Source organism: Microbacterium sp. OR21, assembly GCF_047306785.1.
GTDB lineage: Bacteria > Actinomycetota > Actinomycetes > Actinomycetales > Microbacteriaceae > Microbacterium > Microbacterium esteraromaticum_E.
Genome location: NZ_JAZEXJ010000001.1, coordinates 1 through 15,436 on the forward strand (window position 1 = coordinate 1; position 15,436 = coordinate 15,436).

Genomic DNA, 15,436 nt, shown 5'->3' on the forward strand with positions numbered 1-15,436 from the left:
CGCTGCGCCACTGGTCGTAGTTCGGCTGACCGTATTGAGCCTTCACCCAGAGGTTCCTCTCGCGAGCGTCGCTGACGAGATTCGCGAGCTGTGAGATATCCTCGTCAGCTCCATCGAGCTCGGGCGACAACTGGACGGCGATGGCGCGTGGCAGGTCGCGTGCCCGCCTGTCGAGGTCGTCGATGTCCTGGCGTGACACCGCAGTAGACGTGTTCCACCACTCGTCCAGTCGAGTCCGTGCAGCAAGCGCATCCTCTGGGCGCAGCCGAAGGGACAGCTCAAGGTTCGGGTCGGCCGACGCGCCGAGGCCAGGGCTTGTCAAGTTCGCCGAGCCGATCATGCCAAAGGTCTCGTCGGCGAAGTACGCCTTCGCGTGGAGGCGGCGTGCGTGCCGCACAACGACGCCCGCGTCCATGAGGGCGCGCAGTCCATCTGTGGAGAGGTAGCCACCAGCGGCCGCCGACGCATCCAGCCGTGTGATTAGCGACCAAGTGGCGGTGGAGGCGCTTGCAATGTCGGCGAGTTGCTTTGCGATCCGGATGCTGATGAAAGGGCTCGCGAGGCGGACCCGATCCGAAGCCGCTCGGAGCGCGTTCGTCAGTTCGGGTTCGGCAATCGTCAGCAGACTCGTCACGGCTGTAACGGTAGCGGACCGCCAACACCTCGTGCCGGTCCGATCCGTATCCAGGCATCGCCAGCGTCGCGGGCCGATTCGTGCCAACAGATTGCAGGTCAACTGTGCGCGCAGCGCCCACGGGTTCGAGAGCAGTCCCGGCGGCGGGGTGGTTGCTCACCTCAACGATTTGTGCCTCAGAGTCAAGCGGCGCCTACTGTGCAGCCTCTTGTCCCGAAGCCTTGATCGGATTCTTGCGACCAAGGAACTTCGTCGCGAAGGGTTTGCTTTTAGCCAAGCGGTCGCGGGCAGAGCCGGTCTTCTTCATCTCCCTTGCGAAAGCCTTCCGAAGCTCGGTCAGCGATACTTCGACTTGCTCCGCGGTGACGACGTCTTCGACAGCCCCCAGCGCTAGAACTTGATCTGCCGAGGATGGGGCATACCCGAGCTTGCGTCTCACGACGTCGGCGGCGACCAAGAAGCGCGAGTCATTCTTCTCGCTCGTTGTCATGCCGTCCGACACTGCGAGCAGCCCGTCCACCAGTTTCTGAGCGCGAAACGCCCAGGGATATATCTCGAGCTTGACGTACGGACTGAAGACGGTGGCGTACTGCTTGTCCTCACTCAGGTAGTCTCCCGGGCGCGCCCGCGCGTCGTCGGGGCGTCCGAGTGTGATCGCCAGCATGGCTTGGGTCAGGGCCCTTACGCCAACGATCTTCGCGCGAGGCTTACCGATGTTCTTGTAGTAGTTCCGGCGTCGGTCGTAGAAGAGCCCTTCCGTGAGCATGTGACGGTCAATGAGGAGCTGCACCTCATCGGTAGCTCGAAGACTCTCCTCGCGAACGGGCGTCTGGCGGTTCGTTGCACGGATGACCCTGTTGATGGTCGCGGGATCATCCGACTCGATGATTCGGACCAACACGTTTCGCGCGAGTACAGGATCATCGCTCTTCGCGTCGCGGAGTGAGTCGAATATCGTGCGAGAGGTTTGGAGCCCGTTGACGATCTGGACATCGTCGAGAGCGAAGGTCTTACCCTGCGACGAAGCTGTCGAACAGATGACCGTGACGCCATTGTTCAGCCACCAGAACTCGGGGGCATCACTATCAGCAAGCCCCTGGCTGATCTCCCTATTCACACTCACGCTAGAGCCCTCATGGTGTCGAACGTTCCCATCGAAAAGGTAGTCGCGGTAAGCCCCACTTCCTTCCTCTCGGATGAACGCTAGGTAGTCCTTCAGAGTGACCAAGCAGACGTAGCTACGGTCGCCGCCCTGTGTCTCATGGGCGAAGGACTCGACGACACGGAGTTCCGACCCGTAATTCGGAGTCTGCTTCAATGCATCCCATATCTCTTCCGCTCCGATCATCTGTGACGTGAAGGAGCCGATCTGCAGGTCCCGTTGGATGAGCTTGTCCAGAGCGCTCGTCTTTGTCACCACGGCCTTGGCGATGTCGGAAGTGTCTCCCTGGGTTACGTAGGCAAAGTGGACGCTCGTTTCGGGATGAACCCGCCTCAGCGCCACGACTGCGTCGCGAAACTCGAAGATCCGGTCAAGGACGATCGATGAATAGCCGTCCTTTTCCAAGTCGGCGCGGCTCTTCTCGAGGTCAAGGAGATCTCGAACGCCATCCGCAACGGTCACCAGGGTGCCCGACTTGAATGACTTTTCCTCCTTCGCCTGCACGATCCATAGAGAGAGTGAGGCACCTCGATATGAAGATCCCGGAGCAAAGTCGTCTTGAAGAACCTCATGCTCCTCTGTCACGAGTTCTTGGTTGAGGAACACATAAGCTGCGTCGATCCCGCCATCGCCCCCGCCATCGGTCAATCCAGCCTCGATTTCATCAGCCGAAAGGTCCAGATGCTGGAGGACGACTTCGCTCGCCAGTGCGTCGAACACTCGGCTGCGCGCTACGGGGGGAGTGGCCTCGGCAATACGAGCCTCCATCTCTGCCTTAACCACTGTCAGGAAATTCGACACGATTGGCCTTTCGTTCGATGAGCTTCACCCAGTATGCCGTCTCGCGACTTCGCGGTTGACGGTGACGTCCCGTTGCGCGGTGAAGTATCGGCCGTCCTGAATGCCGACCATCAACGCGAGTTGCGCGCGGCCGCGGAGCGCACGGTGACCCCTGCTTTATCGAGTCAGGTGAGGGGATGTCGCGAGCACCTTTCATGCCGCATCCGACCCGCCCGATTAGCCGGTCCGAAGCCTGCCCGCTGAGCGACCCTCGTATCGAACGCCGCTACATCCCGATTCCGCGGCCCGCACTCGGCGCCCCAACCACCGGCCCCGTAGCCATCACCGCCTCGCGGTTCCGCGCCGCGCGACGCATCTCCGCCTCGGCCGCACGCACAGCATCCTGCATCGTCAACTCCGGAGTGCCGCGCTGCATCGACTCGGCGAGGCATTCGCGGGCCGCTGCATCCGTCGGCGCGACGACGATCGCGACGTTGTGCATCCGTCCGCGCGTGAGGCCGACGTAGAGGCCCGCGGCATCCACATCCGGCCCGACGATCGACGCATCGGCGGTGTCGCCCTGCACGCCATGCACGGTGGACGCGTAGGCGAGCTGCAGGTGCTCGCGCGCGTAATCGGTGGACACACGCGCCACCTCGCCGCTGTCGCTCACGGAGACAAGAGACACGTACTCGTCGCGGATCCCGCGCACGATCCACTGCGCGCGTTCTCGACCCCCGTAAGCCGGTCGTTGCGACGGGTCTGCACGGCGTCGCCGACAAGGATGCGCTGTTGCTCCATTCCCCGCGCGAGGACTCGGGCGTCGACCTCGCCCTGATCGACTCGCCGCTGCTGGATGGCGTCGTTGATCGCATCCGCCTCAGCATTCGTGCCGGATACCAACGTCACCCGCTTACCGCGCGCGTGCCACTCGAAGTACGCGTCGATCATCCGCTCACGCGCTGCGTCGTGATGATCGACCCGGTCGATGTGACCGTGGTCGGCAAGCTCGCCCGCAACCACCAGCGCACGCTCGCGATCACTCGCATCCCGCAGCCGCAGCGTGAGCGCCGCGTAGTCGGGATTCCGGAACCGGTGCACCGTGTCGAGCTCGACCGCAGCGTTCGCGTGCCGGATTGCAGAACCCATCGCGCCCGCATGTCCGACCGGCAACGCCTGATGCGTGTCACTCACGAACGCCAGCCCGACGCCCTGCTCGATCGCGAGCTCGACGAGGCCGTTCGCCGTCTGCAGGTCGACCATGCCGGCTTCGTCGACCACGATCCGATCGCGAGAACGCAAAACGTACTGCTTTGGTCCGCCGTAGACGGCGCCCGTGGTGGGATCGACTTCTCCCACTCGAAGCCTGGTCCACACCTTCGCGCCGGCCTCGTCGCTGCCCCATCGGTAGCCGTGATCCGAAAGCAGGGCATGAATGCTGGATGCTGCGGCCCCGACCTCTCGAGACGCCACCGACGCCGCCTTCCGCGTGGGAGCAACGACGAGCATCCGCCGCCGTTGCGACGCTAGCGCCGCGAACGCAGCGCAGCATCGTCGTCTTGCCCGCGCCGGCGGGGCCGGTCACCGTCACGAGCCCGTCCGTGCCGGCGATGGCGCACGTGGCAACGCTTTGCGACGCATCCAGTTTCGAGAGATCCTCGTTCGGCGCGAACCGGCGCAACTCGCCGGGCAGCAGCGAGCGCCCCGGCCGGGCGAGCACGTCCAAGCGGCCGGCGAGACGCACCTTGGCGCGCACGGTCTCGGTCGCCATGAACGCCTTGACGTGCGCCGGCGGCTCCGCAACGAGCCGATAGACGGAACCCCTGACACGCTCAGTGATCTCGGCGATCACGCCATCGAGCCGGTCGCGCTCCGCAACAACGCCCGTGCGCGAGAGCGCGCGTATTGCACCGGCGCGGATGTCGAAGATGCTGAACCGCCCGCCGCATGATGTGGATCGCTCGTCCGCGTCGACGATCGCCCATGCCGCGAGCAGATCCAGATCGACGGCATGCGGGTCTGCCGCAGCAACGGGGATGGGTGCGCGCGGGGTGACCAGACTCGGATCGATCGCTGCGATCTCGTCGCGGACGCGCGCCTCCCACGACCTCTCATCGAGATCTGCCGGCTTGTTCGGACGCGACACCGCCCACGCGCGTCGATCGATCTGCTGCAGCACCTCCACGCTCGGCGCAGATCCTCCGTGCGCCGCCGACCACTCCGCGATCAGCCGCGCGCGGTTGCCTTCGATTTGCGCTGACCGGCGCGCGACGGGTCGGACGGCGCCGGCGAGTTCGGCGATCTCGCCAGTCTCGTCGAGCGTGTACCCGTGCCGGGCGAGCGCGGCGATCCAGACGGGATCGGTGCGCGCGGCGAGCTCGCCCTCGGCGTTGACGACGGTGTGCAGCTTCATCGCGGCGCGCGAGTCGAGGTTCGACCACTTGCCGTCCACGCCGAGCACCTTGATGTTCAGCCAGAGGTGACGGTGGATGTGCGGGTCGAGCGCGCGCGAGCGCCGATGCTGCAGTTCGACGACCTCGATGCGGGCGATCTCCTCGCGGATGAGACCTCCGTGCCCGCGCCGTGCGTTGAGCTCCGTCTGCCACGTGAGCAGGATGCGGTCACGCAACCGGTCCTGCAGAGCTTCAAACTCGGCGGCGAGCTCGGGATGCAGCAGCGCAGCGATGCTGTACGACTTCGGGTGGTTGAGCGTTCCGTCGAGCAGCAGGTCGGCGCCAGGGCTCAGCCGCTGATGGCCGCGCTCTTCCCCGGTGATCGGGTCGTGTCCGGTGAGCCAGACACGAAGGCCGCCGGCGGTGAGCTCGTCGCTGCCGATCCTGCCGCTCGCGACAATGAATCGCGAGACGGTTTGAGCGGATGCTGCGCTGTACGCTTCGAGCGCGTCAACGCCGGGGGAGTGGTGCAGGTGAGCATCGCATGTGCCCTCAAGCGCGTAGCCGATCGCCTGTCGAACCCCTCGGGATTCGACCCCTCGCTTCCATCGCTCAAGGCCGCCTCGCATGCCGCCAGGATAGGATGCGTTTTATACCTCATCCAGGTATTTTTCTGGTGTGCAGGTATGTGTGGGGGAGTGCTTCTAAAGGGTGTCCATCACCCGAGGTGCCTGCGTGCATCGTCTTGTGTCGATCGTCCTGCGCCGTCGTTCGTCTCGTCTCGGAGGTCTGGCCGGGGAAGGGGTTTGCGCAGGTGCGTCTCGCGTCGACGGGGGCGTGATGAGGGTGGGGAGCCGTGCCGTCCTCATTGTGTCGGATCCGTCGTTGCCTGGCGTCGCTCGCAGGAAGTGAACGACGCAGAATGGCCAGAGCGGCTCAGCCGTGAAGCGTCTTCGGGTCTATTCCACCGAATTGCCGAGTGGCGGATCCAAGCGCCAGCCGCCGACGTCGGCCCTACCGAATCTCGATCGTCAGAGTTTGATGCTCTCCATCTTCCGAATCGCTCGTCGCGCGCACTTCAAGCGTCGCCCCAATCCGGATCCACCACGCGCCTGCCGGCCGCACCGCGGGCTCAGACCGGAGCGGAGCGTCTGCCGCACGGGCGCCGTAAACGGTGAAAGCATGGTGCCCGTGATCACGGTGTTTCTCGATGAGTCGGGCACTCATGCTGACTCGCCAGGTGTCCTCGTCGGCGCTGTCGTCACCCCTGATGCACAGCGTCTTGAGCAGCAGGTCGTGGCTGTGCACGGCGACATCCTCTCGGACAATCTCTACTGGGACGACGGGGCGAAGCGCGACGCATTCGCCGCGCGCGGATTTCACCACGTCGAAGACAACGACACTGTCCGCGGCGAGTTCGTTCGCGTCTTCAGATCGATGGATTTCCGCGCTCATGTCGCGTTCTCGCGGCGGAGTGCGAAGATTGCTGACCAGGACTTGATTCTCAACATGTACTACACGCTGGCGCGCAGCATCATCCTCCGTTACCGCACCGAAGAGCTCCTCTTCGTCTTTGAGACCGAGTCAAGCCTCGACAGCTACTATTCCAAGATCATCGCCACGGTTTACGACGACCTGCGGTCGATCGCTCGGACAACGCTCACAGTTGCCGCTCGAATCGGGACTAAGGCGTCGCCAGCCTTGGCGCTCGCAGACTACGTCCTCGCGCTGGCGAGCATTGCCCTGTTCGAAAAGCCCAAGCCCTTCGTGGCAAACCGTATCAACAGTGGGCTAGACGTCCACCTGGCCCACTTAATCGACTTCGACCGACGAGTCCACCAGTCGGCGAGGAAGGGAATAGAGTTGTTATGAGGTCCGGGCGGCAAGCATTTGGGGCGCGAGTCGCGCTCGTGATTTTACGGTCCACTACTAGTCAGGGATGATGAGCCCCCGGACCTCGCCGGCCTCAAGAATTCGGACGCTGGAGCAGCTCACCCCGTACCTAGCAGCTGACCCCGCGTTCCTTGAGTTGCTGGCACAGGCTCTTGACCGCGGTCAATCGGTGCAGTCATTCGAGGTGACGCGTGGGCACCGCACTCGGCAGATCACCGTACCGGCCGACGAGTCGCTCAAACATGTTCACCGGAGGATCGTTGCGCTGCTCACCAGCGTTGCAACCGATTTCCCGCCGCATGTGACCGGATACGTGAGAGGACGATCCACGTTCGCTAACGCACTACCGCATGTTGGCAACGGGTTCATGCAGCGCTTCGATCTGGCCGACTTCTTTGGCCACGTGTCGATCACCGCGGTCGCCCTAGGTCTCGTCGACTACGGATTCACCCAACCCGTTGCCGATCTCCTCGCTCGCCTCGTAACCGTGTCTGGCAAACTTCCGACAGGTTTTTCAACGAGCCCCGCGATGGCCAACGTCTCGATGTCGCGCTTCGACGCCGAACTCGCTCGGCTGGCTGATGACGCGGGACTTGCCGTGACTCGTTATGCGGACGACATTGCTTTGTCCGGCCCAGACCCCTTCGACATGCGTGATCAAATGGCAGAGCTTGTGGGCCGCCATGGACACGAGCTCAACGAGGCCAAGACCCGTGTCCTCAAGCATGGTCAGCCGCTCTATGTGACAGGTCTGTCTATCGCTGAGCAGGATCGCCCGAGGCTGCCAAAGCCGTTCAAAAGACGGATTCGCCAGGAGCTGTACTACATCACGCAGTACGGACTGGTCGAGCATGCGGCTCGTGCTCGTCAGGAGATAGACCGTGTTGTGCTCCGTCTGGGCGGGCAACTCGCATACGCGCGCGCAATCGAGCCGGCCTGGGTCGATATTGCCGCCGCGAATTTCCCGGACGCGTTCGCTCTGGTCTATCCGGCCCCGAGCGAGCAAAGTGACGCTCTGCGCGCCCAGAGTCTCGAGCGTTTGGCCGAGCGGATCCGAGATAATCCAGCTGACCGAGCTCCCGCCTACAGTCCGACGATCACCTACTCTTCGTAGCCTTCAACGCCTGGCGGGGCGCATGCAGCCCGCGCTGTCGGGTTGCAGGTCAACTCGCTCAATTCACGCTGTCACAGTTCCGGACTCGCTTTCCAGCTAATCGTGCGCTTGTTTACCTAGCCTTCGGCGATGTCCGCAACGACAAGGACCCGGGTGAGCGGGATAATCGATCGCCAAGCTTCCGGTAGTTCGGAGTAATTCTCCAGCACCATCGTGACGACATCCTCACCAGACAGGAGTCGCAGTCCAGGGCGTTGCCGCTCGATCGCAAGGGCATCGCGCGAGTAGCTCCCCAGGGTCACGAACAAAGAAAGCTCACCCGGACCCTGCGTACCTATGAGCTGCTGAACGTCAGGCGCGCCGACTGTGCCCGTGCGGTGCTTGCACTGGACTTTGATCTGCGGTGGTTCGACACCAAGAGGGTCGCGGTGCGCGATCACGTCAACCCCGCCGTCCTGCGAGTACTGGGTCACGCGAGCTTGATAGCCAACCGCGCGGAGCAGTGCGGCTGTGAACTCCTCAAAGTCCTGGTGGCTCAGCTTCCTATGGAGAGTCTCAAGTACGAAGTCACGGGTGTGTCGCTCGATCCGGGATGCGCGCGGCTGATCGACCTCGTCATCGGTCGCCGACTCGTCTGCCGCGAGGTCGATCGTCTTGGCGAGCTCGTCCAACGACTCTTCCGGGCTGTCTAGCGCAGCGAAAAACTCGTCCCGGTGGCGGCGGACGCGAAAGACCGCTAGTACGGAACCGATCTCGTACAAGGCAGGCTGGGAGAAGAGGGTGCGAGGGAGACCGACGCGCTTCCACTCGACCTTGCGCCTGTGCTTGTGCGTCTCTGCCGTCGGTTCGAAGTAGTAATCGCTCACGACGAGCCCGAGGTTGATCGTGGAGTCGGGCTTGTAGGGGGCAACGACGACATCGCCCGGACGCATCTCATCGCGAAAGCGGGTAAGCACGCCTGCCTGCCCGGCGATCGAACGCGGTTTGGCATCGGGCTCCGCCTCGGCGAGCGCATTCTTCAGACCTTCGCGGCCTGCACTGATGGACCGCAGATCCCCCAGATCGTCCCAGCCGAGGCTGATGAACCCCTCGTCCACTAGCTCGGTCGTAAGCGTGTTGTTGTGGACCCCCCAGATGTTCATGCGTCGCCTCCCAAGGTGGGGCTCGAAGCTCCCTTGATCTTCAAGTACTCGTACAGCATCGCCGGCAGCGCTTTGCTCAGGTCGGCGTACAGAACCCCGTCGCTGAACAGGTCGTCGATGAACGCGGGTGTGTCGTCCCGCACGCCGAGCAACGCCTTCGTGAACGCCTTCGGCAACGCCGGCGACTCAGCGAACTGCTGTGGACTGTTCACCGCTGCCTGGTTCGCGAGCTCCACGTCGAGGGCCAGCTTCCCGACGATGTGGTTCATCTGCAGATCGATGACGCCCACGCCGTACTTGTCGCCGAGACGTTCATTGAGCTTGTGGATGATCTCCTCGAGCGCCGACCGGTGCTTCTCGTGGATCGCACCAGACCCGATCGCCGTGATCGGATCCAGGCCCGGCCCCTGCTCAAGGTTCAGCTTCACCGACTCGCCCGCGCTGATCTTGTAGCCGACAAGGGTCACGTCTGAGATGTCGACCGGCTCCAGGATCGTCGCGGTCGACAACTGGGGCAGGATGCGGCGGAAGAAGTAGTGCCGTCGAGGGAGGTCGGTGTCTTCGAGGTTGCGGGCCTGGGAGATGAAGTCGTAGAACTTCACGAAGTTGCCCACGTCGACCTTGAAGAGCTGCAGGTCGTCCTGCTCGGTCTTGTCATCGTCCAGGACCGCGGCGACCCACCGCTTCTGGAACCGGTCCACCGCCGGCGCGGTCGCAGCCGACACCTTCGAGTTGACGTTCACCCCACCCGCGAGGGCAGCATCAAAGGCCTGCGCGACCTCGGCCATGTCGTAGATCCCCGCGCCGTCGAGCTTCATCACGAGGTCGTAGATCAGGTTCGGGTCGGTCGTCGCCGTCAGGAATGCCTTGCGGTAGTAGACCTTGAAGGCCTCGAGCACGTCCTCGGGGTCGTTGACGAAGTCGAGGACGAACGTCTTGTCCTTGCCCGGGTACGTGCGGTTGAGCCGCGACAGGGTCTGCACCGCCTGCACGCCGCCGAGCTTCTTGTCGACGTACATCGCGACCAGGCGGGGCTGGTCGAATCCGGTCTGGAATTTCTCCGCCACGATCATCACATTGAACGTGGCCGGCTTGAACGCCTCGGCAAGGTCCGATTGCACACCCGGATTCTGCGTGCGCTCCGTCAGCCCCTCACCGACATCGTCCGGGTCCTCGACCGTGCCCGAGAACGCCACCAGCGACCGCACGCCGAGGAGCCCGTTGTCAGCGATGTACTTGTCGAGGTACTTCTTCCACCGCACAGCCTCGATCCGCGAGCCAGTAACGACCATTGCCTTCGCCTTGCCGTCGAGCAGTGGCTGCACGAATGCGCGGAAGTGGTCGACGACGATCTTCGCCTTCTGGCTGATGTTCGTCGGATGCAACCGGACGTACTGCACCAGCGCCTTCACGGCGGTCGACTCGTCGACCTCACCGGCACCGTCGTAGTCCCCATCGGGATGCTGCAGCTTCCACGCCACCTTGTACGGCGTGTAGTTCTGCAGCACATCGAGGATGAACCCTTCCTCGATCGCCTGCTGCATCGAATACAGATCGAACGGCTCCGGAAGGTCCCCACCTTCAGGGATCCGCCCGAACAACTCCAACGTCTTCGCCTTCGGCGTCGCGGTGAACGCAAAGTACGAGATGTTGGGGGCGGATGCCGTGACCTCCATCGCCCACTGCAGGTACGCGTCCGAATCGATCGGCGCCCCCTCCGCCACCGCCGCCTGCTCCGCCGGCGACAGCACCTTCGTCAGCGCGCCCGCGGTGGACCCGGTCTGTGACGAGTGCGCCTCGTCGGCGATGACCGCGAACCGGCGGTTCTTCAGCTCGGGCAAAGTCTGGATTGCGGTGATCAGCGCCTCGAACGACTGGATTGTCACGATCACGATGTTCTTGCCACCGGTCAGCGCCGCGGCGAGCTGCTTCGACTTCGGCTCACCCGCATCCCGGGTGATCGACTGCACCACCCCGGCCTGCTTCTCGAACTGCGCGATCGCGTCCTGCAGCTGCTTGTCCAGCACCGTCCGGTCGGTCACCACCACGACCGTGTCGAACACCCGCTCGTTCGCGTCGTCGTGCAGCTGCGAGAGGCGGTGCGCGAGCCACGAGATCGAGTTCGTCTTCCCCGACCCCGCCGAATGCTGCACCAAGTATCGGTTGCCCGGGCCCTCCGCCCGCGCCGCGTCGACCAGTCGGGTCACCGCCCGCCACTGGTGATATCGGGGGAACAGCACCTTCTCGGAGCGGGTCTTCTTGCCCGTGTCGGGATCGACATCGACCTCGACCTGCAGGTGCACGAACGACCCCAGCAACTGCAGCCAGGTGTCGCGCTGCAGGATCTCCTCCCAGAAATACGCGGATGCCGACCCGGTCGGGTTCAGCGGGTTTCCCGCACCCTCGTCCGCGCCCTTGTTGAACGGCAGGAACCGGGTGGCGGCGCCGGCGAGCTTCGTCGTCATCCGCACCTCGGAGTTCGACACCACGAAATGCACCAGCGACCGCTTCGCGAACGCGAACAACGGCTCACCCGCCGGATTCCGATCGAACTGATACTGCGCCACCGCATTGCCGATCGACTGAGTGAAGTCCGTCTTCAGCTCGATCGTCGCGACCGGGATGCCGTTGACAAACAGCACCAGGTCCAGCGCCTTGTTCGGGTGCTTCGCCGAGTAATGCACCTGACGCATCACCCGCACCCGCATCTTCGCGTACGCCTCGAGCGTGATGGGGTTGTTCGTCGTCGCCGGCCGGAACTGTGCCAGCTTGAACTTCACCGCTCCGCCATGCAGCGGCACCATCGAGAAGCCCTCGTGCAGGATCCGGATCGTCCCGCCGTTCTTCAACGGATCATTGTCGAGAGCCTTCGAAAGACGAGTCAGGATGCTGCGCCCCGCCGCCTCACGCTGCGCCTCGGTATCGCCGGGGCGAACCACCTTCGCGAGCTCGTTTGGCTGCGAATCCTCGAGCCAGCCGAGCACATCTTCGGGGAACAGCGCGAGCTCTCGGTCGTACCCGGCATCGGTCGGCGAGTACTGCCAGCCGTTCGCGGTGAGATGCTCGGCGATCTCGTCCTCCAGCACCGACTCCAGATGCGCCCCAGCCATGCTCGTCATGTAGCCACCCCCACGTCGATCTTGCCCGTCACCGCAGCCGAGATCAGGGCGGCGCGACGCTCGCGCGCGAGATCGACAGCACGCTCCGCCGCGCGGATCGCAGCGTTTGTCGCGGCAGTTGCTTCCGTAAGGTAGCCCGAGATCGCCGCCTGCTCATCCATTGGTGGCATAGCGAACCGAAGCGAGTGAAGCGTTGATGAGGTCAGCTGGTTTATCGTCGACGTCGAAAAGGCCCCAAGGCTTGCGGTGAATATCGTGGAGTTGAGTACCCAGCGCAGGTACTCATTCATAGGCGTTCTCAAGACCGCCATGAACGCACCCCAAGTCTGACCGACAACTTCGCCGGTTGCGATCGCATTCTTGCCAATCAGCCGCGCGCTCCCGTTCCGTGCGCAGATCACGATGTCACCCTCCTGCAACTTCAGCGCGTAGGGAATCGGTTTCGTTACGTATACACAGTCCTCAAAGGCAAGTTCGCCATTCTGGATGTTGCCGGCGCGCAGCACAAGCGTGCCACCATCGTCCTCGCCACAGATCTCCTCCGGCGAGTAGGTGAGGCCGATGATCGCTCGGCCCACATCACGTATGCGGGCGACCTTCCAGTTGACAGGGACTGACCCAAGAGCCTTAACGCCGCTGTCCTTCAACTCCACGCTCTCGCTGAGACCTCTGGTCACTGCTCCGGCGATGACTGCGGCGCGGCGTTCGGCGAGGAGGGCGATGAGTTCCTCGTTCTTCGCGATGAACGCGTCGATCTGCGCCGTCTCCCGATCGAGATAGTCCGCAATCGCCCGCTGCTCTTTCAGCGGCGGCACTGCCACAGGGAATCCGGTGAACATCGGCCGACGCAAAGAGGCGACGGTTGACTGCGCACCCCCATATGCCACCGTTTGACCGAACTGCGACGAGAAATAGTAGAAGAAGAACCGTCCGTGCAGGCCGCGAAAGTCGTGCATCACGTAGACCCGTTGGTGGACTTCGAATCGACCATCGACATGGTGGAAGATCTCACCAACAGCTCCGTCCCCAGCTGTCAGGACTGCTTCAGTGTCATATGAGAAGGAGTCAATCTCGAGCGGCTTCTGCGACCGAATGATGAAGGGGTACTCACCACCCGGCACCGCGTCGACCGTGTCACGGGAACCTGTCTCAACACGCGCGAGATAGCGAAGTGCAATCTCCTGCCATCCCGGTGGGAGCTCGCCGAGCCAGGGCGCACTCACCGTTCGACCTCGATGAGCATCGCCCGGAGCTGGTCCATGACCGCCTCCAGATCGCGGTCGATCTCTTCGAGCGGCCGCGGCGGGACATATTGGTAGAACTGGCGAGTGAAGGGGATCTCCGCGCCTGCTTTGGTCTTGCTGTGGTCGACCCAGGCGTCGGGTGCGTAGGGGAGGACTTCGCGGGCGACGTAGGCGTCGATGTCCTCGTCCCAGGGCACGTTCTCGGTGTCGCGGAGTGACGCGTCCGGCTCGGGCCTGCCCTTCGTGTCTGTGCAGGTATCGGCGGTGTCGTCCTGCTCGCCGAGCTCCGTCGTCACCGTCTTGAGGAGCGGGGCTGGGAGGCTGAGGCCTTCGGCTTTCGCGGCATCCTTCAGCATCTTCTGGAACTCTGCACGGTTCTTCCAGACCGTGTCGGCGCCGAGCCGGTCGAGCGAGGCGCGGAGGGCCGCGGCCTCCGTCTCGCTCAGCTTCTGGACCGCCTTCGCCTCGAACACGGTGTCGATTCTGTCCGGAGTCGCCTGCCAGTTGAGTTTGAGGGGGCGTTCGACGGTGATGGTGCGGTAGAGGAAGTCCTCGTTGCGGAAGATCTTCGAGTACTCGCTGTCCTCGAATCCGGCATACAGGCTGACGATGGTCTCGATGTTCTTCGGGGAGAGTTCGTTGCGCTTGGAGCCGAGGCCTTTGCGGAGCTTGGTGAACATCTCGCGACTGTCGATGAGTTGCACCCGGCCCTTGCGGGCCTCGTCTTTGCGGTTGGTGAGCACCCAGATGTAGGTGGAGATGCCGGTGTTGTAGAACATGTCCTTCGGCAGCCCGATGATCGCCTCGACGAGGTCGTTGTCGAGCAGCCATTTGCGGATGTTTGACTCGCCGCCGCCGGCGCCGCCGGAGAACAGCGGTGACCCGTTGAGGACGATCGCCATGCGGGAGCCGCCGTCTTCGGGTTTGCGCATCTTCGACACCAGGTGGAGGAGGAACAGCATCGCCCCGTCACTCACCGAGGGGGTGCCGGGTCCGAAGCGGCCGTTGAAGCCGAGCTTGGTGTGCTCGTCGTCGACAAAGCTGCGCTGGTCTTTCCAGTCGACGCCGAACGGCGGGTTGGATAGGCCGTAGTCGAACTTCTTACCGTCAAAGGCGTCTTCCGTGAGCGTGTCGCCGAGGGCGATGTTGTCGACGTCCTGCCCTTTGATGACCATGTCGGCCTTGCAGATCGCGTAGGACTGGTCGTTGTAGTCCTGCCCGTACAGGCTGAGCTGAATGCCCGGGTTCATCTTTCGCAGGTACTCGTCCGCGACGGACAGCATCCCGCCGGTGCCGGCGGTCGGGTCGTAGATCGCCCGCACCACGCCCGACTTCGAGAGCGCGTCGTCGTCGAGGGCGAACAGCAGCTGCACCATCAACGCGATCACCTCACGCGGGGTGTAGTGGTCACCGGCGGTCTCGTTCGACTTCTCGTTCGCGAACCGGATCAGCTCCTCGAAGACGAGGCCCATCTGGATGTTGCTGACGGTGCGGGGGTGGAAATCCGCTTGCGCGAACTTCTCAGTCACCGCGAACAGCTTGTTCTTCTCGGCCAGCTTGTTGAGCGTCTTGTCGAACTCGAACCGTTCGAAGATGTCCCGCACGTTCGACGAGAACCCCGCCAGGTACGAGGACAGATTCGCGCGGAGATCCTGCGGGTCGGCGACGAGCTTGGCAAAGTCGAACGGGGACGTGTTGTAGAACTGGTGGCCCGATGCTTCCTGGAGCTTGATCGCCTGGAGCATCTCGGGGAGCGACCCGATGGACTTCGCCGCCTCCAGCACAGCGGGCTTCGTGTCGGCGAGCACGGCGTCGAGACGGCGGAGCACCGTGAACGGCAGCACCACCGACCCGTACTCCGAGGGCTTGAACGGGCCGCGAAGGGACTCGGCGATGTTCCAGATGAAGGCGACGTGATTCACCACAGGTGGGCACTCCTGCTGTAGGGCAACGAA

10 protein-coding genes and 1 pseudogene are annotated in these 15,436 nt (G+C 63.5%); 2 read left to right on the forward strand and 9 right to left on the reverse strand.

Annotated elements, in window-relative coordinates; all coding sequences use genetic code 11:
- The 5 genes and pseudogenes from V2S04_RS00005 to V2S04_RS00025 form a co-directional block, all read right to left on the reverse strand.
- Nucleotides 1-634: phospholipase D-like domain-containing protein (locus V2S04_RS00005; protein ID WP_413636442.1), on the reverse strand; the 634-nt coding region annotated here is incomplete at its 3' end.
- A 193-nt stretch (nt 635-827) separates the two neighbouring features.
- Nucleotides 828-2,597: an AIPR family protein gene (locus V2S04_RS00010; RefSeq protein WP_413636444.1), complete on the reverse strand. Its 1,770-nt coding sequence runs from the start codon at nt 2,595-2,597 to the stop codon at nt 828-830.
- Between the two features lie 265 nt (nt 2,598-2,862).
- Nucleotides 2,863-3,222, reverse strand: a complete 360-nt coding sequence (locus V2S04_RS00015) for a hypothetical protein (protein ID WP_413636446.1) — start codon at nt 3,220-3,222, stop codon at nt 2,863-2,865.
- Between the two features lie 23 nt (nt 3,223-3,245).
- A complete protein-coding gene (locus V2S04_RS00020) occupies nt 3,246-4,085 on the reverse strand; it encodes an AAA family ATPase (RefSeq protein WP_413636448.1) in 840 nt (279 codons plus the stop codon).
- A 622-nt stretch (nt 4,086-4,707) separates the two neighbouring features.
- Nucleotides 4,708-5,598: pseudogene (locus V2S04_RS00025) on the reverse strand (relaxase domain-containing protein); the annotation flags it as partial.
- Nucleotides 5,599-6,151: 553 nt separating this feature from the next.
- Here V2S04_RS00025 and V2S04_RS00030 point away from each other — a divergent pair.
- Both V2S04_RS00030 and V2S04_RS00035 read left to right on the forward strand, forming a co-directional pair.
- Nucleotides 6,152-6,841 carry a hypothetical protein gene (locus V2S04_RS00030; RefSeq protein ID WP_413636450.1) on the forward strand — a complete coding sequence of 230 codons (690 nt, stop codon included), beginning with the start codon at nt 6,152-6,154 and terminating at the stop codon, nt 6,839-6,841.
- Between the two features lie 67 nt (nt 6,842-6,908).
- Nucleotides 6,909-7,976: a reverse transcriptase family protein gene (locus tag V2S04_RS00035; RefSeq protein WP_413636452.1), complete on the forward strand. Its 1,068-nt coding sequence runs from the start codon at nt 6,909-6,911 to the stop codon at nt 7,974-7,976.
- A gap of 116 nt (nt 7,977-8,092) precedes the next feature.
- Here the strand turns inward: V2S04_RS00035 and V2S04_RS00040 are convergent, their stop codons facing one another.
- Genes V2S04_RS00040 through V2S04_RS00055 form a run of 4 tightly spaced genes read right to left on the reverse strand, consistent with a single transcriptional unit; the run spans nt 8,093 to nt 15,406 of the window.
- On the reverse strand, nt 8,093-9,118 hold the full coding sequence (locus V2S04_RS00040) for a restriction endonuclease (protein WP_413636453.1): 1,026 nt from the start codon (nt 9,116-9,118) through the stop codon (nt 8,093-8,095).
- Nucleotides 9,115-12,237, reverse strand: a complete 3,123-nt coding sequence (locus tag V2S04_RS00045) for a type I restriction endonuclease subunit R (RefSeq protein ID WP_413636454.1) — start codon at nt 12,235-12,237, stop codon at nt 9,115-9,117. The genes V2S04_RS00040 and V2S04_RS00045 overlap by 4 nt, the downstream gene beginning before the upstream one ends.
- Complete coding sequence (locus tag V2S04_RS00050) at nt 12,234-13,460, reverse strand: restriction endonuclease subunit S (protein WP_413636456.1); 1,227 nt, start codon at nt 13,458-13,460, stop codon at nt 12,234-12,236. The genes V2S04_RS00045 and V2S04_RS00050 overlap by 4 nt, the downstream gene beginning before the upstream one ends.
- Nucleotides 13,457-15,406, reverse strand: coding sequence for a type I restriction-modification system subunit M (locus V2S04_RS00055; RefSeq protein WP_413636457.1), 1,950 nt, complete (start codon nt 15,404-15,406; stop codon nt 13,457-13,459). Before V2S04_RS00055 ends, V2S04_RS00050 begins: the two co-directional genes overlap by 4 nt.
- Between the last annotated feature and the right edge of the window lie 30 nt (nt 15,407-15,436).

Coding starts and splice junctions, on each gene's coding strand:
- V2S04_RS00020 (WP_413636448.1), bottom strand. CDS start 4,085: ATGCTCGTCGTTGCTCCCACGCGGAAGGCGGCGTCGGTGGCGTCTCGA.
- V2S04_RS00030 (WP_413636450.1), top strand. CDS start 6,152: ATGGTGCCCGTGATCACGGTGTTTCTCGATGAGTCGGGCACTCATGCT.
- V2S04_RS00035 (WP_413636452.1), top strand. CDS start 6,909: ATGATGAGCCCCCGGACCTCGCCGGCCTCAAGAATTCGGACGCTGGAG.
- V2S04_RS00040 (WP_413636453.1), bottom strand. CDS start 9,118: ATGAACATCTGGGGGGTCCACAACAACACGCTTACGACCGAGCTAGTG.
- V2S04_RS00045 (WP_413636454.1), bottom strand. CDS start 12,237: ATGACGAGCATGGCTGGGGCGCATCTGGAGTCGGTGCTGGAGGACGAG.